Origin of the sequence: Bellilinea caldifistulae (genome assembly GCF_001306055.1) — a bacterium.
GTDB classification, from domain to species: domain Bacteria; phylum Chloroflexota; class Anaerolineae; order Anaerolineales; family Anaerolineaceae; genus Bellilinea; species Bellilinea caldifistulae.
This window is the reverse complement of sequence record NZ_LGHJ01000017.1, coordinates 181,149-203,989: the sequence shown is the minus strand read 5'-3', so window position 1 is coordinate 203,989 and position 22,841 is coordinate 181,149. Positions and strand designations below refer to the sequence as shown.

Genomic DNA, 22,841 nt, shown 5'->3' with positions numbered 1-22,841 from the left:
GATTTGTCATGTCCAATCTAAAAGGTTTATTGCTCAACGAGTCGCATAGCGCAATCAATTTCAAATCTTTGCGGGATGCAGGTGCGGAGTTTGTTACCATCCATATCGGCGGAAAGAGCGAAGATAACAAACTGGCATTCATCAATCCCTCTGTCTTTGCCGGTATGGTGCAGAAAGCGTATGATGCCGGTCTTGCAATCGGCGTGCGCTACGACCTGTGGGTGGGTTATTGGCTACACAATGGCTACACCATGCAGGATGTTGACCGAATGCCCAACGACAAGCACCCGATTGTTTCGCAACTGGTCAACCTGTTGCGCTATAAGGCGGTCTCGTTCATGAGCGTGGGCTTGTACGAAATGTCTCTCATTACCGGCTCTGGGCAGGTTACGGATAGTTGGCTCGGCTTTGCCCTGCGAGATATAACTGACCGCCTGCTTATGTTACAGCGGGCGGGTGTCTTGCTGCCGTTTAAGTTGGGTGTGTACTCACGGGCGGACTTTGTCAATGCCAATCCGAGCCTTGAGTCCACAATTGGTGCTAGACCGGAACTGTACATCCATGCTCCGAAATGGATAAAATTGTCCACAACCGCACCAACTATTTCTGAACTGCTCAATAAGTACAAAGTAAATGTCGCAGCACCGGCAATCTTTGGCTGGACAAGTCACCGCAAAAAATCACTGTCTTATTGGGACTTGGGCAGTCAGGATGTAGTTATTGATGGCGCTGCAACTGACATCGGCGTTGAGTACTATCTCGGTGATAAGGAAGATTTCCTTACAGAAATCAAACCACGCCTGAAACCGCAAGAGCCTGCTCCCAAACCAGAGCCGACACCCGCGCCAGAAGCGGACACGCTGAAACAAATACTGGATGAACTGAAAGCCATCCGGCAAATTCTGTCAGAAAGGTTGTGAAATGCAGAAAGACCTGACCATCAAAGAGATTGTAGAATTTATGACTCTCGATTTAACAGACAATCAGAAGTTTAAGCGCAACGTTGCGTTTTATATTGTGTCAAACGCCAATATCCTGCGACCCCACTTCGAAGCATTCGAGAGCCAGCGAAAGTCAATGCTGGAAAAGTACGGCAGGGCGGGAGAGAACGGTGACATCATCATTCCTCAGGAAAATGTGAAGTCATTTACTGAAGAGATGAAGCAGTTGCTGGACAGCAAAGTAACGGTTACTTTGTCAACCATCCAGCTTGATGACTTACCAGAGGAGATGGACATCAGCACGATGCGGAAGTTGATGTTAATGATAGGAAAATAAAAACGCAGATCAGACGTGCCAGCGTCTGATCTGCTCACCTTCCGGTCACGCGCACGGCCGGCCAGGCTCGGTATTATTTACGGCAACGGTGAAAATTGCGATGCAGTGGGCGCGGAGGGGCTCGAACCCCCGAACCTCACGGATGTGAACCGTGCGCTCTGACCAACTGAGCTACGCGCCCTGAATAACCTCGATTATAGCAGGATTTTCCACGACAGGCAAGATTTTTTCATCCAAATCTACCTGTAACATAATCCTCGGTTTCCTTGACCTTGGGAGAAACAAACAATTGTTTGCCAATCCCGTATTCTACCAGCCGCCCCTGCAAAAAGAATGCCGCATAATCGGCAACGCGGGCCGCCTGCTGTACGTTGTGAGGAACCAGCACAATGGTGTATTGTTCCTTTAATTCCAGCAGGGAATATTCGATTTTTGCGGTAGATACCGGATCGAGGGCCGAGGTCGGCTCATCCAATAAAATGACCTCCGGTTCAAGTGCCAGCACGCGAGCCAGGCACAGGCGCTGCTGCTGACCGCCCGAAATGGCACTGGCCGGGTCGTTCAGGCGGTCTTTGACTTCATCCCAGAGCGCGGCCAAACGCAGGGCTTTCTCCACAGCCTCATCCAGTCGGTTTTTACGCTTTTCACCCATCAGCAGCAAACCGTAAGCCACATTTTCCCAGAGGGTCAACGGCAAGGGCACCGGGCGGGAGAACACCATGCCAATTTTACGGCGCAGTTCGATGACGTCGGTATCCGGCTCCAGAATGTTTTTGCCATTGAACCAGATCTCTCCACTCAAGTGGCGCACATCGGCCAGGTCATTTAACCGGTTGAAGGCGCGCAGGAGGGAGGATTTTCCGCCGCCGGCGGGGCCAAAGAACACATTCACCGCGTTTGCGATGACTTCTACATTGATCTCATGAAGGCTTTCAACCCCATCGGAATAAGTCAGGCTCAAGTTTTGAACAGAAATTTTACTTTGCATCTGGTTTTACCATTGACGACGGGCTCTGGCGCGGTTGCGAATGAGGGTTGCCAGCAGGTTCATCCCCAGCACGAATACCAGCAGTACCAAAACTGTCCCGTACTGAATTTGGAGCGGCATGCCCGGCACAGAAGTGGAAATGACGAAGATGTGGTAGGGGAGCGCCATGGTCGCATCCATCGGGGAAGCCGGCAGGCGTGGCAAGAAAAAGGCAGCCCCGGTGAATAATATGGGGGCAGTTTCACCAGCAGCCCGTTCCAGGCCAAGAATGATCCCGGTAATCACACCCGGCATGGCCTGGGGCAGGGTGATACGCCAGGTCGTTTGCCAGCGTGTACCACCCAACGAGGTGCTGACCACCCGAAAGGCATTTGGAACCGAACGCAGCGCTTCTTCCGTCGTGCTGATGATGACCGGCAAGGTCATGATGGACAGCGTTAGCGAGGCTGCCAGGATGCTGGTGCCCAAGCGTAGAAACAGCACAAACAGGCCCAGACCAAATAAGCCATAAACTACAGAGGGTATACCGGCGAGATTGATGATGGCAATCCGAATCAGTCGGGTGGTAGCGTTATCACTGGCATATTCAGCCAGATAAATGCCGGCGGCAACTCCCAATGGAACCGAAAAGATAGCCGTCCCCAAAGTCAGGTATACCGTGCCAATGATTGCCGGTAATATTCCACCGGCACGCATCCCATCGCGCGGCATTTGAGTCAAAAATTCCCATGAGATCGCCGGTAAACCGCGAATGAGAATGAAAACAATGATTCCAATTACCGGTACAGCAGTCAGCAGGGTGATCAGGCGCAGTAAATTGATGCCCAACACCTCTACCTGCCTCATTTTGCGGGAATACTCGGGTAAGTTCATCGGAAAACCTCACGAAAGCAGGCGCTCCGCCCGTTTTCGGCTGCGTAGTGATAGGGACGAAGCGGTTAGATTGACCACGAGTGAAATCAGAAACAGAATGATGCCGATAAAAAAGAGCACATGGTAATGCGGAGAGCCGGTGGCTACTTCTCCCATTTCGGAGGCAATGGTTGCAGTCATCGTGCGGGCTGGCAGGAACAGCGCATTCAAACCCGAAGGCAGAACCGGCGCATTGCCGGTTACCATCATCACCGCCATGGTTTCGCCAATTGAGCGCCCAATTCCCAGCATCAGGGCGGTCAGCAGGCCGGAACGAGCGGCTGGCACAGTCACGCCCCAGGCGGTTTGCCAGTTGGTGGCACCGAGTGCCAGCGCTCCTTGACGGTACGCCGGTGGTACGGTGTTGAGGGCATCTTCAGCGATGGATACAATCGTTGGCAAAGAAATGAGAGCCAGCAATACCGCACCTGTAAACGCGGTCAGACCTGTGGGAAGATCCAGGAAGCGCCGGAAGAACGGGGCAACGATTTGAATGCCGAGAAAACCCAGAACAACCGATGGTAAGCCTGCCAGAACTTCAATAATTGGTTTGAGGAGATTTCTCAGCCAGGATGGTGAAAATTCGGACAGAAAGACGGCTGTGCCAATACCCAAGGGGATGGCAATCAGGATGGCGCCCACCGTAACCAGTAAAGAACCGCTAATCAACGGGAGAATCCCAAAATATCCTTCGATCGGATACCAGCGTGATCCGAATAAATCCTTCAACGAAACATCGTTGAGCGCCGGCAAACCTTCCCGCACGAGGAAAATCAGAATCAGACCGACAAATACGATACTGGAGTAACCGGCAAGTTTGATCAGGCTATTGATGATTCTCTCATTGAGAGCGGCTCGCTGGGCTTTCATGGAGTCACTTTCCTGCGCTCGATTGAATTATAGGAACGAACCCTAAGCGAGTAACGATTTGTTGTGCTTCAGGGCTGATAATCCATTCCAGATATTCGTTGACAAGGGGCGGAGCATCTCGACGGGTGTACATGTATAAATCGCGCGAAATCGGATAGGCACCGCTGTTAACGGTCTCAATGGAAGGAAAGACAAACGGCCCTTCTGGCTGGGTGCCGATTGCCAGTACTTTGACGTGTTCGGTAACATAACCCAACCCGTCATAGCCGATGGCGTTCGGGTTGTCGCTGACTTCGGCAATAATGCCTTCGGAAGAAGGCAGCAACAGGGTGTCTGCCGAGAAGATGGCTTTGTTGCCCTTCTCCCCTTTGCGAATGACCTCTTCGAGAAAATACACGTGCGTACCTGAGTTGGTCTCGCGCGAAAGGCGGACAATCGGGCGGTCTTCACCCCCTACCTCCCGCCAATTATTGATGACGCCCTGATAAATCAGAGAAATTTGATCAATCGTAAGGTGATCCACGGGATTTTGGGGGTGAACAATCACGGCTATGGCGTCCCTGGCGACAACGTGTTCCACCGGCTCAATACCATTAGCCAGTGCGGCTTGCATTTCCTCATCTTTGATTTGGCGTGAGGCATTGGCAATATCCACCGTCCCGCTGATCATGGCGGTAATACCCGTGCCGCTGCCGCCGCCTGTGACTGAAATACGCACCTCTGGATGAAGCGACTGGTATTCCTCTGCCCATGCCAGCGCCAGATTGACGATGGTATCTGACCCTTTATTCTGGATATAGGTTGAAGGTGGTGGGGTTTGTTGAGATTGACCGGCGGTGCACGCCGTCAGGACGATGCTGGTGATGAGAACGAGGATGCCAAGACAATCTCTTTTCATGTCTGAATAAATTATAAACGAGAAAGTTCAACGAAATTTAATCATCGAAATAAATTTAATCACCAATTTTCGGGAAAATCGTCATAACGGGCAAGTCGGTCTCATCGGTAAATCTTCGCTACCATACCCTTGTAGAGAGAACAGGATTGGAGAGGAGATTTGGGGTGGGAAAGCCATGCACGGGAGATGCGTTAGCCGGCCGGTAAAATGGACTCGATGCGGTATAATTAGAGGGTTATCATTCTGGATTTAGAAGGAAAGCATTATGGATATCGGTACGATCCAACCGGTAGATATTGATGAACAGATGCGCTCGGCGTATCTGGATTATGCGATGAGTGTGATTGTGGCGCGCGCCTTACCCGATGCGCGCGATGGCCTCAAGCCGGTACACCGGCGCATTCTGTATGCGATGCAGGAACTGGGTCTGCGGGCAAACAGTGCTTACAAAAAATCGGCTCGTATCGTTGGCGAGGTACTGGGTAAATATCACCCGCACGGGGATATGGCGGTGTATGATGCCATGGCGCGTATGGCGCAGGATTTTTCGATGCGCTATCCGCTGGTGGATGGCCAGGGTAATTTCGGTTCCATAGACGGTGATGCCCCGGCTGCCATGCGGTATACCGAAGCGCGGCTGAATGCTATGGCCGAAGAAATGCTGGTGGATATTGACAAAAATACGGTTGATTTCACCGATAACTTTGACGGCTCGTTGCGCGAACCGGTCGTTCTGCCTGCCCGCTTACCCAACTTGCTTTTGAACGGTTCGGCCGGGATTGCCGTGGGCATGGCAACCAACATTCCTCCCCACAACCTGCGCGAATTGAGTGATGCCCTGATCTACCTTATTGACCATTATGACCAGATGGACGAGGTCAGCATTGAAGACCTGATGCGTTTTCTGCCCGGCCCGGATTTTCCCACCGGTGGTGTGATTGTTGGTCAGGAGGCCATCCGCCAGATGTACACCACCGGTCGCGGCAGACTGACCGTGCGCGGACAGGCGCATATCGAAGAAATGCGCGGCGGGCGGTATCAAATTGTGATCACGGAAATACCCTTCCAGGTCAATAAAACCAGCCTGATTGAGCGGATTGCCGAACTGGCCAGGGAAGGACGGTTGGATGCAATCTCCGACTTGCGCGATGAATCCGACCGGCGGGGAATGAGCATTGTCATTGAACTGCGCCGCGGTGCACAACCGCGCAAGGTGCTCAATCAGTTGTATAAATACACGCCGCTGCAAACCACATTTGGAGCGCATTTGCTGGCGCTGGTGGATAACGAACCGCGTTTATTGACCCTCAAACGAGCCCTGCAGATTTACATTGAACACCGGATCGAAGTGATCACCCGCCGTTCTCAGTATGAGTTGGAAAAAGCTCGTCAGCGGGCGCATATCCTCGAAGGACTGCTGATTGCACTGGCCAATCTCGATGAGGTGATTCAGACCATCCGTCAATCAGCGGATGCAGATACCGCTCGGGAACGGTTGATCGTTCGTTTCAATCTGACCGAAACGCAGGCGCAGGCGATTCTGGATATGCAATTGCGCCGCCTGGCAGCCCTGGAGCGCCAAAAAATTGAAGAGGAACATCGTTCACTACTGGAACGGATTGCCTATCTGGAGGATTTGCTGGCTTCCCCCAATAAAATTCTGGATGTGATCAAGGCCGACCTGCAAGAAGTCAGCGAAAAATATGCCGATGCGCGCCGCACTCATCTGCTTGCCGAAGCCAATGAAGCCTTCAATGAAGAAGATCTGGTTGCCGATGAACATGTTTTGATCATGATCACCCAGCGTGGTTATATCAAACGGGTGGCGGCGCGGGCTTTTCGCACACAGATGCGCGGCGGGCGCGGGGTAACCGGTCAGAATCTGAAAGAAGAAGACGAAACCCTGATGGTCATTCCTGCGCGCACCTTGCATACCATCCTGTTCTTTTCGGATAAGGGTAAAGTCTATTCCGAAAAGGTCTATCAGATACCGGATGCCGGGCGCACCGACCGTGGCATTCCGATGGTAAATGTCCTCTCGGTTGGTCCGGATGAAAAAATCACTGCCGCAGTTGCCGTCCCCGACTTTGAGGCTGCCCAGTTTTGCACCATGGCTACCGTGAATGGGCGGGTCAAACGGGTTGCCCTGGGCGAGTTTGCCAGTGTGCGTCCCTCTGGCCTGATTGCGATTAGCCTGGAAGAAGGCGATGAGCTGGGTTGGGCGCGGATTACCACTGGTCAAGATGAACTCATTCTGGTCACGGCAAAAGGCAAAGCAGTGCGATTCAACGAAAATGAAGTCCGTGTCATGGGGCGGCAAGCCGCTGGCGTCAGCGGAATTCGCTTGAGCGAAGGAGATCAACTGGCGGGCATGGAAGTCGTCCAGCCGAATGCCGATTTACTGGTCGTTACCGAGCGTGGCTTTGGTAAACGCACCCCGCTCAGTGAATATCCGGTCAAGAGCCGCAATACCGGCGGTATAGCCACGATAGACCAGAAGAATCTGGGAAAAGTCGGAAAAATTTCCGCCGTGCGGGTGGTGGAAGAAAACGATGATATCACCCTTGTTTCGTCCAGCGGTTTGATCATCCGCATGAAGGTAAAAAACATCAGCCGTACCAGCCGCGCGACCCGCGGGGTACGCCTGATGGTTCTGGCAGATGATGACAATGTGGCTTCGGTGGCTAGAATTTCAGCACGGGATCTTCAACGGGCAGAAGAGGAAAAGAACGGAGAGAGCGGCGTTTGAGGCCTAAACCCAAACCCGCCCGGTAAGCACCAGACAAAGGACTCCCAAGACACAGGTCATGAGCAGCAGCAATACGGCGATGACAAACCGCTGGGGGGCGGTCATCCCTAAAAATGTTCGCCTGGCTGCTATGGTGCGAGTGGGTTTGATTTGTTCCAGCAGGGGGGTCTGGTCTTCTTCCTCCGGTAATTCTTGAAAAGCCGAATTGCGCAAGTCGTCTAACATTCAAAACCTCCGATTCAGAAAGACGGTCAGGAGAGCGGCCTTAATTTCAAATCGCCGATGGCGAAACTTCTTTCGCTGCCGTCATCCAATTGCAGGCGTAGATGTCCGTTGGTATGGACACCGAGTAACAGACTTTCAAAAGAATCGCCGCCGGGGTTTTCCAGCCGCACCATTTGACCGACAAAAGCCAGCCGTTTTTGCCACTCGGCGAAAAACGCAGAAGTGGTAATTTTACCGTGCCATTCCAATAGGACTTTCAGGACCTTTGCCAGCAATTCCCAACGGTTGATTGACCTGCCGACGGCTTCGTCAACACAGGTGGCGGGAAAGAGGATTTGATCGGCGGGCGGCACTGAGGAGGGTGCAACATTAATGCCGATCCCCAGCACAATCGCTTGCAAAGCCTCGCCCTGCCAGAGCGCTTCGGCCAGCACACCGCAAACCTTGCGGTCGTTCAGGAGAACGTCGTTGGGCCACTTGATTTGCGGCTTCAGATGATAAGCATTTTCCAGCGCCTGCACCACGCTCAAGGCTCCCAGTGGGGAATAGAGGGGAATGTGAGCCGTGGAGACCTGAACCGGTCGAAGCACGATGCTGAAAGCCAACGCTGCTCCGGGCGGGGTGAACCATTGCCGGCTAAACCGGCCGCGCCCGGCAGTTTGATGATCGGCAACTACGAGGGCCAATTCAGGCGCACCTTGAGCCGCCCAGTCCAGGGCATCCTGATTGGTCGAGCCGGTTTCAGCGTAGAAACGCACTTCCGGCAGCGGCAAGCCTTCGAGGTATAGGAGTAAATCCTTTGGAATCACCCTTTAATTGTACACGAAACAGCCGCCTCTCCTTCCAGTAAAGAGGCGGCTGTTTCGTTGCGGGCAATTTAGCGTGCAGTTACTTTGATTGTTTTCGGACGGACGTGTTCGGCTTTGGGGACAAACAGGGTCAGCACACCGTCCTTCAGGCTGGCTTCCGCTTTGTTGGAATCCACGGCTTCAGGCAGGTCAATCGTCTTGCAAAAGCGACCGCTGGGAAGTTCGGCGAGCAGGTATTCGGCTTTTTCGTCGCGTTCAATTTTGAGCGTCCCCTGAATGGACACACGGTTGTCCACCACCTGGATATTGAGGTCTTCGGCTTTGACGCCGGGCAGTAAAGCGGTGATAGTGTAGCCGTTCTCATTCGCCAGTACATCCACCGGGAAAATCACTTCTCCCTGTTCGGACGGCCATTCTTCATTCAGCCGTTCCATCCAATGGCGGCGGGCCATACGCCGGGCATACGGGTTAATCCAGTAAATGCTCATTTCAATCCTCCGGTTTGAATCGTTACCTCTGTTTGAGGTTATACGCCGATTTTAGATATTTTTTATTGATATTTGATCAGAAGAATGTAAAACTTTTATTAGTATGCCTGGAAAAATCTTTAATCCCCCTGGCAACCTTGTAAAATTGAAAAGCCTGTAAACGAAAATTGTGGTATGATTGCGGCTTGGAGTAAGAAAAAATGGACGATCGAATCACAATTATTGAAGGGCCGACCCCCGATTTTGAAACCATTGACGACGGCTGGGCGTTGGGACTGAATGAAAGTCCGTCGTTGTACGATCTGGCATTGACCCGCCTGCGCACCTTCAACGGCGCGGCCCTGGTTGAACGTTGCCATCGGGCATGGCATAAACAAAACCACATTTACCTGCACTACCGAAACCCGCTGGGGATGGAAGAGCGTGTGCCGATCATGGCGGCTCAGTCGGTGGAAACCGAACAGGGACAGGTGTTGTTGCTATGGGTACGCCGCAAGCATGAAGAGACCGAGATCGAAATTGATCTCGATGACGACGAAGAGGGCGGCGAGTTCGGCAGTTAACCAAACCCGGGTTCAACCGTTCAAAATAAACCCCGCACAAAGCGGGGTTTTTCTTTTCTGCCTGGTGCCCCCGGCGGGAGTCGAACCCACAACCTCGGCGTTAGGAGTGCCTCGCTCTGTCCTTTTGAGCTACGGGGGCGTCATTCAGAGGGGATTATAGCATTGCAAAAAGGGAGTGGCAAGAGAATTGCGCCTTTGGCGTAAACGAACCGGCAGGCGTGGGGGGGACACGCCTGCCGATCCTCAGGGAGGGAACTCCACCTCAGGGTTGTGATTCAACGTGGGGGGGACACGCTGAACCGCCTGTTCGGTGGATTGACACCATCTACCAGTAAGTGTTGGTGTCATTGCTAATATACACTAATTTTGTCCAAATTGTATTAAAAATCTATAAGAGTTTTCTTAAAATTCAGTCCGATTTTCGTCCGCCTTTTTTCCGAAACAGGCGCAGCATTTCATCCACTTCGGCTGCACTGGGCTGGGGCTTTTCCTCCTGCGGAGGCCGGCGCTGGCTGTTGATGAGTTGAGCGGCAAATTCTTCACTGGAAACGAAGCGCGCTCGGCTGCGGCGGGCTGCCGCCTGAACCTCATGGTCAGAGCTGACCACCGTCCAGCCGGCTGCCGAATTCCCCAGTTGTTTCAGGCGGGCGGCAATGGCGGCGTCGGCGCTGGAACCGCGTACCACAAAATACGCGGTTACCTGTCCAAAGGTCTGCGGGCCGGCTCTGCCCAGCATGGCGCGATCAAAGAACACCTCAATTTTTTGCCGACGGGTCGCAGCAAAGGCCTGCAGCAGGCGAATCAAACGCTGTTCGTCATCCGGGTTGTCCAGCCGCAGGCCGCCGATGCGAGGGATCAGGTTGTGACCGTCAATCAAATAGGGCATTGGGTGCTTCCTCTATCCTCATTTTACCGGAAAAGTATGCTATGATTCTATGCAACGGATAACCTTCATCCCATCGTTAAAAGAAGTACCTTTCTTTTTTACATATGAAAAGCTGGAAGCGAGTCATTCCTTTTCTGATCCTGAATATCATCATATCGGCGGCTACCACGCTGACGGTTCTGTTGTTGTGGGACCGTAACCTGCGTCCTGTCCAGCCTTTGCCGGTCAGTGTGGCGGGCAGCGGTGGCATTCCTTCGGCTTTGAGCTCCCCGCAGCCTCAGCCGGGGGGTGAGGCTACTTTGCCTCCGTTGGAGGAGCCGGTAATTCTGATTGAAACGGTTATCGGTGCAGGCGATTTGCAGAACGAGGCTGTCCTGCTTAGGCGGGTTGGTGAAGGCGAGCTGCTGCTGACCGGCTGGAAACTCACCAATGGACGCGGAGCGGAGTACACTTTCCCTTACCTGTTGCTGAACAAGAACGGCGCCGTCCGCCTGTACAGCCGGGCGGGCAATAATACCGTCATGGAGCTGTACTGGGGGGCGAATCAGGCCGTGTTCCGCAGCGGTGATGTGGTTTCCTTATATGACTGGCAGGGCAACCTGCGAGCTGCTTATACCTTACCGTAAATGAGATGGCAGGTAGAAGTATATGAACGTTTGGGAGTGGATCGCCGAACAAAAAATTCGCTCGGCAATCGAAAGCGGTCAATGGGACAATTTGCCCGGCAAAGGTAAACCGTTACAATGGGAGGAAAATCCTTTTGAACCCGCCGAATGGCGCATGGCATTTTCACTGCTGCGACGGAACGGCTTCAGTTTGCCGTGGCTGGAAGAACGCAAAGAAATTGAAAGCGAAGTACAACAATTTCGCACTCAATTTGCCCAGTTGTACCGGCAGGGCAATCCAATCGCCAGAATGGATTGGGTGAAAAACCAAATTGACCGCTTGAACCGGCGAATTTTCCGGTACAATTTAGGGGCGCCCTCGGATCATTTTCATGTGCCGCCTTTGAAGTTTGAACGAGAATTGGAACGGGCGCAGTCCGTTCAAGACCAGAACCCTTGAAAAGCAGGTTACCATGTCTCAAGCATTGTATCGAAAGTGGCGTCCCCGCCTGTGGGATCAGGTAGTCGGGCAGGATCATGTCGTCCAAACCCTGCAAAACGCCATTCGCGGCGAGCGGGTGGGACACGCCTATCTGTTTGCCGGGCCGCGCGGTACCGGTAAAACCACCACCGCTCGTCTGCTGGCCAAGGCGGTAAATTGTCTTGCCGAATCGCCAGCGGAACGACCGTGTGATCGTTGTGAGCATTGTCAGGCGGTCAATAACGGTCGTTTTCTCGACCTGATCGAGATAGACGCTGCCTCCAACACCAGCGTGGATGATGTGCGTGATCTGCGCGACAAGATCAATTTTGCTCCCACTCAGGGCAAATACAAGGTCTACATCATTGATGAAGTTCACATGCTCTCCACGGCGGCTTTTAACGCCCTGCTCAAGACATTGGAAGAGCCGCCGCCACATGCGATTTTCATTCTGGCGACGACCGAAATTCACAAAATACCGGCAACCGTGCTTTCCCGCTGCCAGCGGCATGAATTCCGCCGCATCCCGGTCAGGTTGATTGTGCAGCATCTGCAACACTTATGTCGGCAGGAGAAGGTGGATGTGGATGAGGAAACCCTGACCTTGATTGCCCGTCAGGCAACCGGCAGTCTGCGGGACGCCATTTCGCTGCTGGATCAACTGGCCTCTACAGGTGGGCCAATCCGGCTGGCGGATGCCCAGCAGGTGCTGGGGACGGCTGCCGGTCAAGCCGTCATTGAACTGGTGGAAGCCCTGTTGGAGCGGGATGCGGCCAGAGGGCTGAATACCATTCATATGGCGCTGGATAGCGGAAGCGACCCGCGCCAGTTTGCCCGCCAGGTGGTGGACTATTGCCGCAATGTGCTGTTGGTACGATTGGGCAATGGCGACATGATCGAGGCTACCCCAGAACAGCAGGCTCAGATGAGCGACCATGCCCGCCGATTTACGATCCCGGCTTTACTGGATGCGGTTCAGGCCTTCAATCTGGCTGCCAGCGATCAGCGGAGTGCCTGGCAGCCGGCTTTGCCGCTGGAAATGGCCCTGGCGCAACTGGTCAGCGAGCGCTCCGCCCCTGCCGGACAGGAAGTGGGTCGAACAGTTGAACCAGCCGTTTCCACGCCAACCGCTTCACACGGCGTGGGAAAGGCCGATAAAGCCGCCGTATCCAAAACGGAGGCAGCCCCGAAGCCGGGCGGACAATCGCCCCTCTCCGAAATGTCTGCGGAGCGGCCCACTGATTCACAAATGCAGGCTGAGCCGTCTGCTGTTGAGCCGTCTGCACCCACGCAAAACAGCCCAGCAGTGGAATTGCAAACCATTCTCGAAAACTGGCAAAAAATCCGCCAGCGGGTTAAATCCCAAAGTTCACCGGTGGATGGGCTGCTCAATTCCTGCAAGTCCATCACCATGCGAAACGGTGTGCTTCAGCTGGGGTTTGGCAGTGAAGTGCTGAAAACCATGATGGAAAAAGGCAATAACTTGAAAATCACCCGCAAAGCCATCCGGGATGTGTTGGGAGTAGAAATCGAAATCGCCTGCATTGTCGTGCAGGGTAAAGGCGGTCAAATCCAACTGGATGCCGATATTGAGGCGGATGGAATGGTCAGCACGGCAATACGACTTGGTGGAAAAATTGTGCATAAGGAATAATCGAAATTGAAAGTAAAGGAAAATCAAGGAGGCAGGAATGGCAAAAGGAAAAGGATTTAATCGCGGTGCTGCTCCGGCGGGCGGCATGGGCGGCGGAATGATGGCCCAGATTCGCAAGTTGCAGGAGCAAATGGAAGCTGCGCAAGCTCAGTTAGAGGTGGAAACCGTTACGGCTTCGGTAGGCGGCGGGGCGGTCAAGGTTACCATGACCGGCGCGCAGGTTTGTAAGGCGATTGAAATTGACCCTGAACTCCTAAAAGACGCCGATGTGGAAATGTTGCAGGATTTACTGCTGAGCGGCGTCAATCTGGCGTTGGAGCAGTCGCGAAAACTGGCTGAGGAACGCATGGGCCCGTTGGCTGGCGGTTTGTCTGGTTTGGGTCTTTGATTGAGTGGTTGGAATGCCAATCTTACCGGATGCTGTTCAAAATTTGACGCTGGCTTTTGAGCGTTTACCCGGCATTGGGCCAAAAACTGCCTCGCGGTTGACCTTTTATCTGCTGCGAGCGCCGGAGGAGATTTCCCGTTCGCTGGCCGAAGCGCTGCTGGCGCTGAAAAGTGATACCGGTTTGTGTCAGGTGTGTTTCAATATCACCCGTGCCGGTCAAGAGGTGTGTGATATCTGCGCCAGTCCCCAGCGCGACGAGGGGGTGATTTGTGTGGTGGAAGAACCGTTGGATGTGCTGGCGCTGGAACGGACGGCCGGTTACTTTGGGCGCTATCATGTCTTGCACGGCGTGCTTTCTCCCATCGAGGGAATTGGGCCGGATGATTTGAAAATCAAACCGCTGCTGGAACGGGTAAAAAGCGGCAAGGTCAGGGAAGTGATCCTGGCGACCAACCCCAGCATGGAGGGGGATGCTACCGCACTGTATATTCAGCAGCAATTGGCCAATAGCAAGGTGCGCATCACCCGTCTGGCGCGTGGTTTACCGGTGGGGGGAGATCTGGAGTACGCCGATCAAAACACTTTGCTGCGCGCTCTGGCCGGACGGCAGGAATTGGGCTCCTGACATCCGTTGGTTTTGTCCGGCGGGGGTTATTCATTTTCATGTTGAATTAATACTAATAGGATAAACTTTATCCTATCGTATCAGACCATTACGGACAAAACCTTGTCCCAACCGAAGGAGTATAACCATGCAAAAACAGGTAACTGTCTGGTTCGTCTTGATTTTGTTGATTATCTCTGCCTGCGCACCCGCCGCGACCCCGCTTCCAGAACCGACCGCTGAATTAGATCCACCAACGGCCGTTCCAACCTCACCGCCTGTCGTCGAGCCGACGCCAGCGCCCAGCGACCCACAACCCACCGAAACGAGCGAGGCTGAGCCGGCTGGGGGCGAGCAGGCCGAAACCAGGGTTTTCAAAATTGTGCCGGGTGAGTCTCGGGTAACCTACGAAGTTGGTGAGACCTTCATCAATCAAAATAACCGCTTTGCGATTGCGGTGGGCGTGACAACGGAGGTGCGCGGTGAGGTGTACGCCAATCTTTCCAATCCGCCGGAGAGCAGCATCGGCGTAATCGAGGTGGACATCAGCCAGTTCAAGTCGGACTCTTCCCGTCGTGATGGGGTGATTCGCAATCAATGGCTGGAATCGGCGCGCTACCCGATTGCCCGTTTTGAGCCGTTGCGGGTTGAAGGATTGCCTCAGTCGTACAATGAGGCTACGCCGTATGCCTTTCGGGTCATTGGTAATTTGACCGTTAAAGACGTGACCCGTGAGGTAGCCTTCGAAATCACCGCGCAATTGCAGGGCGAAACCCTGACCGGAAAAGCTACGACGACGATTTTGATGAGCGATTTTGGCGTTGGTCCAATCTCCATTCTGGGTGTGTTGAACACGGAAGATCAGGTCAAACTGACCTTTGATTTTGTTGCCCGGCCGTGAATTTTTGGAAAGAGGAAAAGGGGTGAATACCGGATGGGATGGGAAAGAGACCCATCCCGTTTTTATTTCAATTTTCCACTGGATTGAGGCTATAATCAACTCATCATTTCAATTGGGAGGCAGCGGCGATGGACAAATACCGCGTAAAACCGGAAGAGAAGATCCGTTTGAAGGATTGGGATCCCGATGAAACTGACTCGTTTGATGGCGGCAAAGACGAGGGCAGAGAACGGCTGCAGGAATTGAACCGGGAACTGGAATCCTTGCAGGAGTTGTTATACGCCGAGCACAAGCATAAAGTTCTGATCGTCCTGCAAGGAATGGATACCAGCGGTAAAGATGGGGTCATTCGTCATGTTTTTGAAGGAGTGAATCCACAGGGGGTGCGGGTTGCCAATTTCAAAGTACCAACCCCGGAGGAACTGGATCACGATTACTTGTGGCGCGTTCATCGCCAGACACCGGCCAAAGGGGAAATCGTCATCTTCAATCGCAGCCACTATGAGGATGTGCTGGTTGTGCGGGTTCACGGTTTGGTGGCGGAGGAAGTCTGGAAACGCCGCTTTGCCCACATCAACGACTTTGAGCGTATGCTTGCTGAGGAAGGGACGCTTATCTTAAAATTTTTCCTGCACATTGATGCGGAGGAGCAGAAAAAACGCCTGCAGGCGCGTTTGGACGACCCCACCAAGCACTGGAAGTTCAACGTGGGCGACCTGAAAGAACGTGCCCGTTGGGCCGATTACATGCAAGCCTATGAAGATGTGCTGAACAAAACCAGCACGGAGTTTGCACCGTGGTACATCGTCCCGTCCAACAAGAAGTGGTACCGCAATCTGGTGATTGCCAGTGTGCTGGTGGATGCACTCAAAGGTTTGAAGATGCAATTTCCCCAGCCCAAAGAAGACCTGAGCCAGGTGGTGATCGAATAAACCGGCAAGTTGGGGCGTTTCCGTGGTGTTGTATTTAGTCTCGACGCCGATTGGCAATTTGGGCGATATCAGCCAGCGCGCCCTGGAAACTCTCCAGCAGGTGGACTATGTGGTCAGCGAGGACACCCGCAAAACTGGCCTGCTGCTGAAGCATTTTGGCATTCACAAGCGGCAGATTTCCTTTCGCGAAGATAACGAGGAGCGCGCCTTGCCGCGCCTGGTGGAATTATTGAAAGAGGGCAGTTCGCTGGCGCTGGTGACCGATGCCGGCACGCCGGCCATTTCTGACCCCGGCTATTTGCTGGTGCGCCGGGTGATCGAGGAGAACCTGCCGCTGACGGTCATTCCCGGCCCAACCGCCCTGATTGCCGCGCTGGTGCTTTCCGGCTTGCCGGTGCATAGTTTTACTTTTCGGGGTTTTCCACCGCGCAAAACCGGGGCGCGCCAGCGTTTTTTGGCTGTTGATCAGGACAGCCCGCACACGCTGATTTTTTACGAAAGTCCCTATCGCCTGCAAGCCTTCCTGGCAGATGCGCTGCAGGTATATGGCAACCGCCCGGCTGCGGTTGCCAACGACCTGACCAAGATGTTTGAAACCGTATATCGCGGCACATTAGCCGAACTGATCGAGATCTTCAAAAAAGAGCCAATCCGCGGGGAATATGTGGTGGTGATTGCGGGCAAATCTACCTGACTGCAAAAGGCGTAAAGCGGGTGTGGGTGTCGAAGTAATCCTCGTTTTCAGCCTTTTTGAGTGCGTTGACAATCTGGTAAGTGATGGGGGTCATCAAGGCTTCAATGCCGACCTTGAAGATGTAGTTGGTCAAAGTCAGGGTGGCGAATAATTCCCAAGGGAAGACTCCCGCCAGCGTTGCCACAAAGATAAAGATCAGCGTATCTACCCCTTCACCGACCAGTGTGCTGCCGATGGTACGCATCCACAAAAAACGTCCGCGTGTGATGACTTTCATGCGCGCCAGGACGATGGAGTTACTGAATGAGCCCGCCAGATAAGCCACCAGAGAAGCCAGCACAATCCCGCCGCTGCTGATGCCGCCCAAAATGGCTTCGTAGGCGGTCTGGCCGGCATATTCCTGCCAGGTGGCTTCGCCGGGCATGATCCGCACCAGCCAGAGGACAAAGGCGGTCAGCGCCAGCATGGCAAACCCCGTCCAGATGACGCGGCGGGCTCGCCGAAAGCCGTACACTTCAGTCAGGACATCCCCGAAAATATACGAGATCGGGAAAAGGATGGTACCGCCATCGAAGGCTAAACGCAGTCCAAAGATTGAAACCCCCCAGTCTATAATTTTGGCTGAGGAAGCGATGTTGCTGATGATCAGCACAGTGACGAACAAAGCCATGACCCAGTCAAAGTAACGGTATGTGCGGTTGGTTTCGTTTTGCATAAAATCCTAAAGACCTTACCTGCTCATGGATTGGATTTCAACAGGATTTCCTCTGTCTGACTTCGGTAATTCTACCATTTATGGGTAAAATTAAAGCAGAAAGGAGATCGGGCAATGGAATTGGAATTGGTCAGCATTGAAAAACCGGAAGAGATCAATTTTGTGTTGGGACAGTCGCACTTCATCAAGACGGTGGAGGACATTCACGAAGCGCTGGTCAGCACCGTGCCGGGCATCCGCTTTGGATTGGCCTTTTGCGAAGCCTCCGGCAAATGCCTGATTCGCTGGAGTGGAACCGATGAACAGATGATTGAACTGGCGCAGAAGAACGCCCAGAAAATTGGCGCCGGACATTCGTTTATTCTCTTCCTCGGCAACGGATTTTACCCGATCAATGTGCTGAATGCGCTGCGCAATGTGCCGGAGGTTTGCCGAATTTTTTGCGCAACCGCTAATCCGACTCAGGTGATCGTTGCTCAAAGTGAGCAGGGACGCGGCATTCTGGGCGTGATTGACGGTTACAGCCCCAAGGGTGTTGAAGGCGCCGAAGACATTGCCTGGCGGAAGAACTTCCTGCGCCAGATTGGCTACAAGGCCGGCTGAGACGGGGTAAGGCAGGCAGGGAACCCCTGCAGCTTGAACTACGTCTTGAGCCTGTCTTGAAACGCCAATTTCGAATGGGAAGGATTGAACAAAAATGAAAAAGTTGATTGCTGCCCTCTTTGCAATGTTGTTACTGGCCGGTTGTGGCGGACTGTTTCAGCCCATGCCGACTCCGGATGAGGATACAATTGCCACGCAGGTGGCGGCGATTTTGACCACCATGCCGACTGCAACCGGAGAAGCGGAAGGGCAGCCAACTCAGCCGCTTCCGACCATACCGCCAACCGAGACTCCCCCCCTCCCGACTGAAACCACCCCGCCAACCGAGGTGATTCCCTCGCCAACCCAAGCGGTTGAGCAACCGACGGTTACCCCGACTGAAACACCTCCGCCCAGCCCAACCCCGCAGCCAACGGCGACCATTGCTTTCACGCCCTCACCCAACGATCCGGTGGCGCGTTTAGGGCCGGCCAGCTGGACGGATAACATGGATAAGGATGATAACTGGCCAACAGGCACCGACAAATTCACCGAGATCTCCTTTAGAGACGGGGTGATGTTGTTGACCGGACTGACCACCACCGACGGCTGGCGGTTGACCTGGCCGGAACTGACCAATTTCTACCTGGAAATGACCTTTCAGACCGGTGAGTGCGCCGCAAATGACCGTTACGGGATGATTGTGCGTGTGCCGGAAAGCCGCAATCCCGACCGGGGTTATCTGGTGGGATTGACCTGCGATGGAAAAGTTTCTTTACGCCGTTGGGACGCCACCGTTGGAGCAAAGGGCGAGATGTTCAACCTCATCCCCTGGACCGCCAAATCGGCCGTTAAGGTTGGCTCGAACCAGACCAATCGGCTGGGGTTGATGGCCATCGGTGACCGATTAATCGTGTATGTCAATGGCGAACTGGTTGGGGAAGCGCGGGATAACACTTTCAGCAAGGGTTATTTTGGGGTGTTTGTCGGCGCACGTGATACAGAAAAGTTCACCATCAAAGTGGATCAGGTAAGATATTGGGAAAATCCCACGCCTTAGAGGTCGAACGTGCAAATTCTCAGCGGCAAAGATTTACTTCCTCATCTATCAAAAATTCGCAAAGATACGCCGGGCTTCCTTTTGGAATGTTCCCGGCGTTACGGTGATCTGGTCGAATTTGCGGTTGGCGGCACCAGAGTGTTTTTCATCAACCATCCCGATTTGATTCGCCGGGTGCTGCAGGATAATCACCATAACTACTCCAAGGACACGATTCAATATAACACATTGGCCACGATCACCGGCAGGGGATTGCTGACCAGTGATGGAGAGGAATGGCTGCGCCACCGCCGGATGGAACAACCCGCTTTTTCTCGTTCGCGTCTGGCCGCTTTGGATCAGGTGATTGCGCCGGCGCTCGAAGCCATGCTGGTACGCTGGGGGCAGCAGCCTGAGGATGCGGTGGTAGATATTGACCGCGAGATGATGGCGGTCACGCTGGAGATTGTCGGGCAGGCGCTCTTTTCAATTGACCTGCGCACAGACGCACCCCGTTTGACACAAGCCGTGCTGACGGCGCTCGACCACGTCATCTACCGGGCGCAGAACCCGTTTGCTCCGCCGGACTGGCTGCCGATTCCGCAAAATCTTTCTTTCCGCAAAGCATTGCGCCAACTGGATCGGGCGGTTTATGAAATTTTAGAAAGCCGGCGACGTAGCGGCGAAAAACGAGATGATTTGCTGGGGATGCTGATGGATGCGCGAGATGCGGAAAGCGGTGGCTCACGGTTGACCGATCAACAAATTCGGGATGAAATCATTACCCTGCTGATTGCCGGACACGAAACAGTGGCCAGCGCGCTGACATGGTCGTGGTATCTGCTGGCTCAACATCCGGAGGTATGGGAGGAAATGCGGGAGGAGGTTTCCCGACTTCCTGATGACCGCCTTCCCTGTTATCCTGATCTGGAACGGTTACCGTTTACCGCGGCAGTTTTTTCGGAGGCGTTACGTCTCTATCCGCCAGCCTGGTTGATTACCCGCAAGGCTCTGGGTGAAGATGAGTTGAACGGTTACAAGATCCCGGCAGGTGCATTGATTGTGATCAGTCCGTATGTGATACATCGTCATCCACAGTATTGGGAGGATGCCGAGGAATTTTTACCGCAGCGTTTTACCGGTGGGCGGGAGCGCTCGATTCCCCGTTTTGCTTATATCCCTTTTGGGGGCGGCCCACGGCTTTGTATCGGGAATAATTTTGCCATGATTGAAGGGGTCTTAATTCTGGCGGGGATTACCCAACGCTACCGCCTGAAACTGGCCGTCGAAGGTGCGGTTCAGGCCGATCCGCTGGTAACTCTTCGTCCGCATCATGGCTTGCCCATGCGTCTGCAAAAAATATAAAAAGTTAAGAGTTGTATTAGAATTGTACAAGGGTACTGTACAAACCTTGTAAAACCTGCTATATTATTAGTGTGTACAAGGTTAGTACAACTTTACGACTCGAACACGGCCTGAGTAATCCCCACATGAAAGGACGCTGGCATGAAAACCATAACCGATTTCCCCGATGACCCAAAATACACGATCAAAGCAGTGGCTGCCCAAACCGGCATTCGCCCGGTTACATTGAGAGCATGGGAACGGCGGCACGAGGTGCTCACCCCGCACCGTTCCGATAACCGCTATCGCTTGTATTCTGACCGGGATGTGGCCATTTTGCGCTGGTTGAAAAAACGGATTGATGAAGGTGTCTCGATCAGTAATGCGATTACTGAACTGCGCAGCATGACCCGCAATGGAGTGTGGCCGGAAGCCGTACCGGCTATGCCGACAATTGAGCGGGTCCGTCCGGAAACCCCGCCGGAAGTCTACGCCGAGCAGTTGTACAAAGCTTTAATCAAGCATGACGAAGCGCGTAGCGGAGAAATCGTCAAAGAAGTACTGGCGGGGTATGATATTATGACGGTCTGTACCCAAATTTTTGGGCCTGCCCTGGTTGAAATTGGTGAAGCCTGGTACCGCGGTGACATCCGTATTACCACCGAGCACTTTGCCAGTTCTTATCTGCGGGGTAAATTGCTTACTTTGTTGCAGTCCTATCCCAGCCGGCGCGGGGCTCCCCATCTGCTGATTGGCGGCGCACCCACCGAACAACATGAAATCGGTGCGCTGATGATGGCGGTGCTGCTGCGAAGCGAGGGTTATCGGGTCGAGTATCTTGGGCCGGATATTCCGCTGGATGATCTGGTGGATTATGCCCGATTCGAAAAACCGAACATGATCATCCTCAGCGCCAGCATGGAATCGGCTGCGTTGGAAATGAGACGGATGCAGGAAAAGGTCAACCGGTTGCGCCCAACACCCCTGTTTGGCTACGGCGGCAGTGCATTTAACTTCAAACCGGAATTGAGAAAACAAATAGCCGGTATTTTCCTCGGCGAGACGCTTGAGCAGGCGGTCGAAAAAGTAGGCGAACTGCTTTCCCACAGCCGCAAGGTCACCTCGCGCAGCCCAGTTGCCGAAACCGCCTGAGGTAAAGCGCTGCCGAGAGGTTGTACAAACCTTGAACCGATATTGTAAATTCCAGCCCGTTTCATTATTATAGATAAATTAGGTGAAGATTGTGGAAAAAGAAAAGGTAAATTATGGAATGGATGATCCGGCGCTGGTAAATCCTCATCATGTCCCGGTGTATAACATCAAAGCGGTTTCGCGGCTGGTGGGCTTGCTGCCGGTAACCTTACGCGCCTGGGAACGGCGCTACGGTTTGCCACGCCCTTCGCGGGGTGATCAGGGTTACCGCCTGTACTCGGAATATGATCTGCGCCTGTTGCAATGGTTGAAGCGCCACGTGGATGCTGGCATGAGCATTGGACGGGCGGTCGAGTACCTCAATGAATTGCGTGCAATGGGGAAAGACCCTCTCGCCGAGCAGACGGTCGTTCAGCCGGAGCGCTCGGCCTCTTTGGAGGCGCTTTCCCACCAGTTTTTGAATGCCTTAATCAATTTCAACGAGGAGTCTGCCACAGAAATTTTACGGCGTTCGTTCTCGTTGTATTCGGTGGATCAGGTGCTGGTGCACATCATTACCCCGGTGCTGGTTGAATTGGGAGAACGCTGGCACCGCGGCGAATTGCCGATTGCGGTGGAGCATTATGCCACTCAGTTCTGTATGCAGTACCTGATGAGTATGCTCTCGGCTTCTGCGCCGCCGGCTCGCCCGGGTGTGATAGTTGCCGCCTGCGCCCCGGGGGAACTGCACCAGATTGGCTTGCTCATGCTGGTCGTGATGTTGCGCTGGCGCGGGTGGGATGTCAAGTACTTTGGGCAGGATCTACCGTTAGATCGCCTTGAAGAGGCGTTGCTCCCACTCAGACCGCGTCTTTTGTTGTTCACCGCCACACGCAGGGATTCGGCAGTTCAATTGAGCCAGTTGCCCCACATCCTAAAACAATTCCCCGATCCGCAGCCAATCGTGGTGCTGGGCGGCCGGGCTTTTCTGGATCATCAGCTGCCGGAGGAAATTCCGGCGGTCTATCTCAACGGTACGCCGGCCGAAATTGTGGCGCGCATTGAGCAATTAATGGTCGGTGATTAATCTGAAACGGCACTTTTT

26 protein-coding genes and 2 tRNA genes are annotated in these 22,841 nt (G+C 53.6%); 17 read left to right on the top strand and 11 right to left on the bottom strand.

The features are described 5' to 3' along the window. Nucleotides 1–8 precede the first annotated feature (8 nt). Nucleotides 9–920 carry a hypothetical protein gene (locus AC812_RS12110; RefSeq protein ID WP_061918811.1) on the top strand — a complete coding sequence of 304 codons (912 nt, stop codon included), beginning with the start codon at nucleotides 9–11 and terminating at the stop codon, nucleotides 918–920. Between the two features lies 1 nt (nucleotide 921). Then, a complete protein-coding gene (locus AC812_RS12105) occupies nucleotides 922–1,278 on the top strand; it encodes a hypothetical protein (protein WP_061918809.1) in 357 nt (118 codons plus the stop codon). Nucleotides 1,279–1,384: 106 nt separating this feature from the next. Here AC812_RS12105 and AC812_RS12100 read toward each other — a convergent pair. The 5 genes from AC812_RS12100 to AC812_RS12080 all read right to left on the bottom strand — a co-directional run bounded on the left by AC812_RS12100 (nucleotide 1,385) and on the right by AC812_RS12080 (nucleotide 4,946). Next, nucleotides 1,385–1,459, bottom strand: a tRNA-Val gene (locus tag AC812_RS12100). Between the two features lie 48 nt (nucleotides 1,460–1,507). Next, a complete protein-coding gene (locus AC812_RS12095) occupies nucleotides 1,508–2,266 on the bottom strand; it encodes a phosphate ABC transporter ATP-binding protein (protein WP_061918807.1) in 759 nt (252 codons plus the stop codon). A gap of 6 nt (nucleotides 2,267–2,272) precedes the next feature. Next, nucleotides 2,273–3,139 carry a phosphate ABC transporter permease PstA gene (gene pstA, locus AC812_RS12090; protein WP_172460301.1) on the bottom strand — a complete coding sequence of 289 codons (867 nt, stop codon included), beginning with the start codon at nucleotides 3,137–3,139 and terminating at the stop codon, nucleotides 2,273–2,275. 9 nt (nucleotides 3,140–3,148) lie between these two features. After that, nucleotides 3,149–4,048: a phosphate ABC transporter permease subunit PstC gene (gene pstC / locus AC812_RS12085; protein ID WP_061918805.1), complete on the bottom strand. Its 900-nt coding sequence runs from the start codon at nucleotides 4,046–4,048 to the stop codon at nucleotides 3,149–3,151. Nucleotides 4,049–4,052: 4 nt separating this feature from the next. Continuing rightward, nucleotides 4,053–4,946: a PstS family phosphate ABC transporter substrate-binding protein gene (locus tag AC812_RS12080; protein WP_061918803.1), complete on the bottom strand. Its 894-nt coding sequence runs from the start codon at nucleotides 4,944–4,946 to the stop codon at nucleotides 4,053–4,055. 265 nt (nucleotides 4,947–5,211) lie between these two features. On the opposite strand from AC812_RS12080, the gene gyrA reads away from it, so the two are divergent. Next, nucleotides 5,212–7,695, top strand: a complete 2,484-nt coding sequence (gene gyrA, locus AC812_RS12075) for a DNA gyrase subunit A (protein WP_061918801.1) — start codon at nucleotides 5,212–5,214, stop codon at nucleotides 7,693–7,695. A gap of 3 nt (nucleotides 7,696–7,698) precedes the next feature. Here gyrA and AC812_RS12070 read toward each other — a convergent pair whose 3' ends face one another. The 3 genes from AC812_RS12070 to AC812_RS12060 all read right to left on the bottom strand — a co-directional run bounded on the left by AC812_RS12070 (nucleotide 7,699) and on the right by AC812_RS12060 (nucleotide 9,217). Next, the gene (locus AC812_RS12070; protein ID WP_061918799.1) at nucleotides 7,699–7,920 is read right to left on the bottom strand and encodes a hypothetical protein; all 222 of its coding nucleotides are present in this window, start codon (nucleotides 7,918–7,920) and stop codon (nucleotides 7,699–7,701) included. A 26-nt stretch (nucleotides 7,921–7,946) separates the two neighbouring features. After that, complete coding sequence (locus tag AC812_RS12065) at nucleotides 7,947–8,693, bottom strand: biotin--[acetyl-CoA-carboxylase] ligase (protein WP_169787306.1); 747 nt, start codon at nucleotides 8,691–8,693, stop codon at nucleotides 7,947–7,949. 104 nt (nucleotides 8,694–8,797) lie between these two features. Next, nucleotides 8,798–9,217, bottom strand: coding sequence for an Hsp20/alpha crystallin family protein (locus AC812_RS12060; protein ID WP_061918795.1), 420 nt, complete (start codon nucleotides 9,215–9,217; stop codon nucleotides 8,798–8,800). 200 nt (nucleotides 9,218–9,417) lie between these two features. Here AC812_RS12060 and AC812_RS12055 point away from each other — a divergent pair, with 200 nt between their 5' ends. Beyond that, nucleotides 9,418–9,780 (top strand): hypothetical protein, encoded by a 363-nt coding sequence (locus AC812_RS12055; RefSeq protein ID WP_061918792.1) that lies wholly within the window; start codon nucleotides 9,418–9,420, stop codon nucleotides 9,778–9,780. Between the two features lie 62 nt (nucleotides 9,781–9,842). Here the strand turns inward: AC812_RS12055 and AC812_RS12050 are convergent. Both AC812_RS12050 and AC812_RS12045 read right to left on the bottom strand, forming a co-directional pair. Beyond that, nucleotides 9,843–9,919 (bottom strand) — tRNA-Arg (locus AC812_RS12050). A 270-nt stretch (nucleotides 9,920–10,189) separates the two neighbouring features. Next, on the bottom strand, nucleotides 10,190–10,666 hold the full coding sequence (locus tag AC812_RS12045; RefSeq protein ID WP_061918791.1) for an NYN domain-containing protein: 477 nt from the start codon (nucleotides 10,664–10,666) through the stop codon (nucleotides 10,190–10,192). Nucleotides 10,667–10,770: 104 nt separating this feature from the next. On the opposite strand from AC812_RS12045, the gene AC812_RS12040 reads away from it, so the two are divergent. The 8 genes from AC812_RS12040 (at nucleotide 10,771) to rsmI (ending at nucleotide 16,925) form a co-directional block, all read left to right on the top strand. Further along, nucleotides 10,771–11,292: a lamin tail domain-containing protein gene (locus AC812_RS12040; protein WP_061918789.1), complete on the top strand. Its 522-nt coding sequence runs from the start codon at nucleotides 10,771–10,773 to the stop codon at nucleotides 11,290–11,292. 22 nt (nucleotides 11,293–11,314) lie between these two features. Then, nucleotides 11,315–11,731 (top strand): DnaJ family domain-containing protein, encoded by a 417-nt coding sequence (locus AC812_RS12035; RefSeq protein ID WP_061918787.1) that lies wholly within the window; start codon nucleotides 11,315–11,317, stop codon nucleotides 11,729–11,731. A gap of 13 nt (nucleotides 11,732–11,744) precedes the next feature. Further along, the gene (dnaX, locus tag AC812_RS12030) at nucleotides 11,745–13,406 is read left to right on the top strand and encodes a DNA polymerase III subunit gamma/tau (RefSeq protein WP_061918785.1); all 1,662 of its coding nucleotides are present in this window, start codon (nucleotides 11,745–11,747) and stop codon (nucleotides 13,404–13,406) included. Nucleotides 13,407–13,443: 37 nt separating this feature from the next. Beyond that, nucleotides 13,444–13,794: a YbaB/EbfC family nucleoid-associated protein gene (locus AC812_RS12025; protein WP_061918784.1), complete on the top strand. Its 351-nt coding sequence runs from the start codon at nucleotides 13,444–13,446 to the stop codon at nucleotides 13,792–13,794. Nucleotides 13,795–13,807: 13 nt separating this feature from the next. Further along, on the top strand, nucleotides 13,808–14,419 hold the full coding sequence (recR, locus tag AC812_RS12020) for a recombination mediator RecR (RefSeq protein WP_061918782.1): 612 nt from the start codon (nucleotides 13,808–13,810) through the stop codon (nucleotides 14,417–14,419). Between the two features lie 127 nt (nucleotides 14,420–14,546). After that, nucleotides 14,547–15,299 carry a YceI family protein gene (locus tag AC812_RS12015; RefSeq protein WP_061918780.1) on the top strand — a complete coding sequence of 251 codons (753 nt, stop codon included), beginning with the start codon at nucleotides 14,547–14,549 and terminating at the stop codon, nucleotides 15,297–15,299. 128 nt (nucleotides 15,300–15,427) lie between these two features. After that, a complete protein-coding gene (locus AC812_RS12010) occupies nucleotides 15,428–16,231 on the top strand; it encodes a polyphosphate kinase 2 family protein (RefSeq protein ID WP_061918778.1) in 804 nt (267 codons plus the stop codon). A gap of 25 nt (nucleotides 16,232–16,256) precedes the next feature. Continuing rightward, on the top strand, nucleotides 16,257–16,925 hold the full coding sequence (rsmI, locus tag AC812_RS12005) for a 16S rRNA (cytidine(1402)-2'-O)-methyltransferase (RefSeq protein ID WP_061918776.1): 669 nt from the start codon (nucleotides 16,257–16,259) through the stop codon (nucleotides 16,923–16,925). Here rsmI and AC812_RS12000 read toward each other — a convergent pair. Continuing rightward, complete coding sequence (locus AC812_RS12000) at nucleotides 16,918–17,640, bottom strand: queuosine precursor transporter (RefSeq protein WP_061918774.1); 723 nt, start codon at nucleotides 17,638–17,640, stop codon at nucleotides 16,918–16,920. The two genes, rsmI and AC812_RS12000, sit on opposite strands and share 8 nt — an antisense overlap. Nucleotides 17,641–17,754: 114 nt before the next feature. On the opposite strand from AC812_RS12000, the gene AC812_RS11995 reads away from it, so the two are divergent. From AC812_RS11995 to AC812_RS11975, 5 genes are all read left to right on the top strand, one after another. After that, the gene (locus AC812_RS11995) at nucleotides 17,755–18,243 is read left to right on the top strand and encodes an adenosine-specific kinase (protein ID WP_061918772.1); all 489 of its coding nucleotides are present in this window, start codon (nucleotides 17,755–17,757) and stop codon (nucleotides 18,241–18,243) included. Nucleotides 18,244–18,337: 94 nt separating this feature from the next. Beyond that, complete coding sequence (locus AC812_RS11990) at nucleotides 18,338–19,282, top strand: 3-keto-alpha-glucoside-1,2-lyase-like domain-containing protein (protein WP_061918770.1); 945 nt, start codon at nucleotides 18,338–18,340, stop codon at nucleotides 19,280–19,282. Between the two features lie 9 nt (nucleotides 19,283–19,291). Continuing rightward, nucleotides 19,292–20,626: a cytochrome P450 gene (locus tag AC812_RS11985; protein ID WP_061918768.1), complete on the top strand. Its 1,335-nt coding sequence runs from the start codon at nucleotides 19,292–19,294 to the stop codon at nucleotides 20,624–20,626. Between the two features lie 141 nt (nucleotides 20,627–20,767). Further along, a complete protein-coding gene (locus tag AC812_RS11980; RefSeq protein WP_061918765.1) occupies nucleotides 20,768–21,757 on the top strand; it encodes a MerR family transcriptional regulator in 990 nt (329 codons plus the stop codon). A 91-nt stretch (nucleotides 21,758–21,848) separates the two neighbouring features. Next, the gene (locus AC812_RS11975; RefSeq protein WP_061918763.1) at nucleotides 21,849–22,823 is read left to right on the top strand and encodes a MerR family transcriptional regulator; all 975 of its coding nucleotides are present in this window, start codon (nucleotides 21,849–21,851) and stop codon (nucleotides 22,821–22,823) included. The last annotated feature ends 18 nt before the right edge of the window (nucleotides 22,824–22,841 follow it).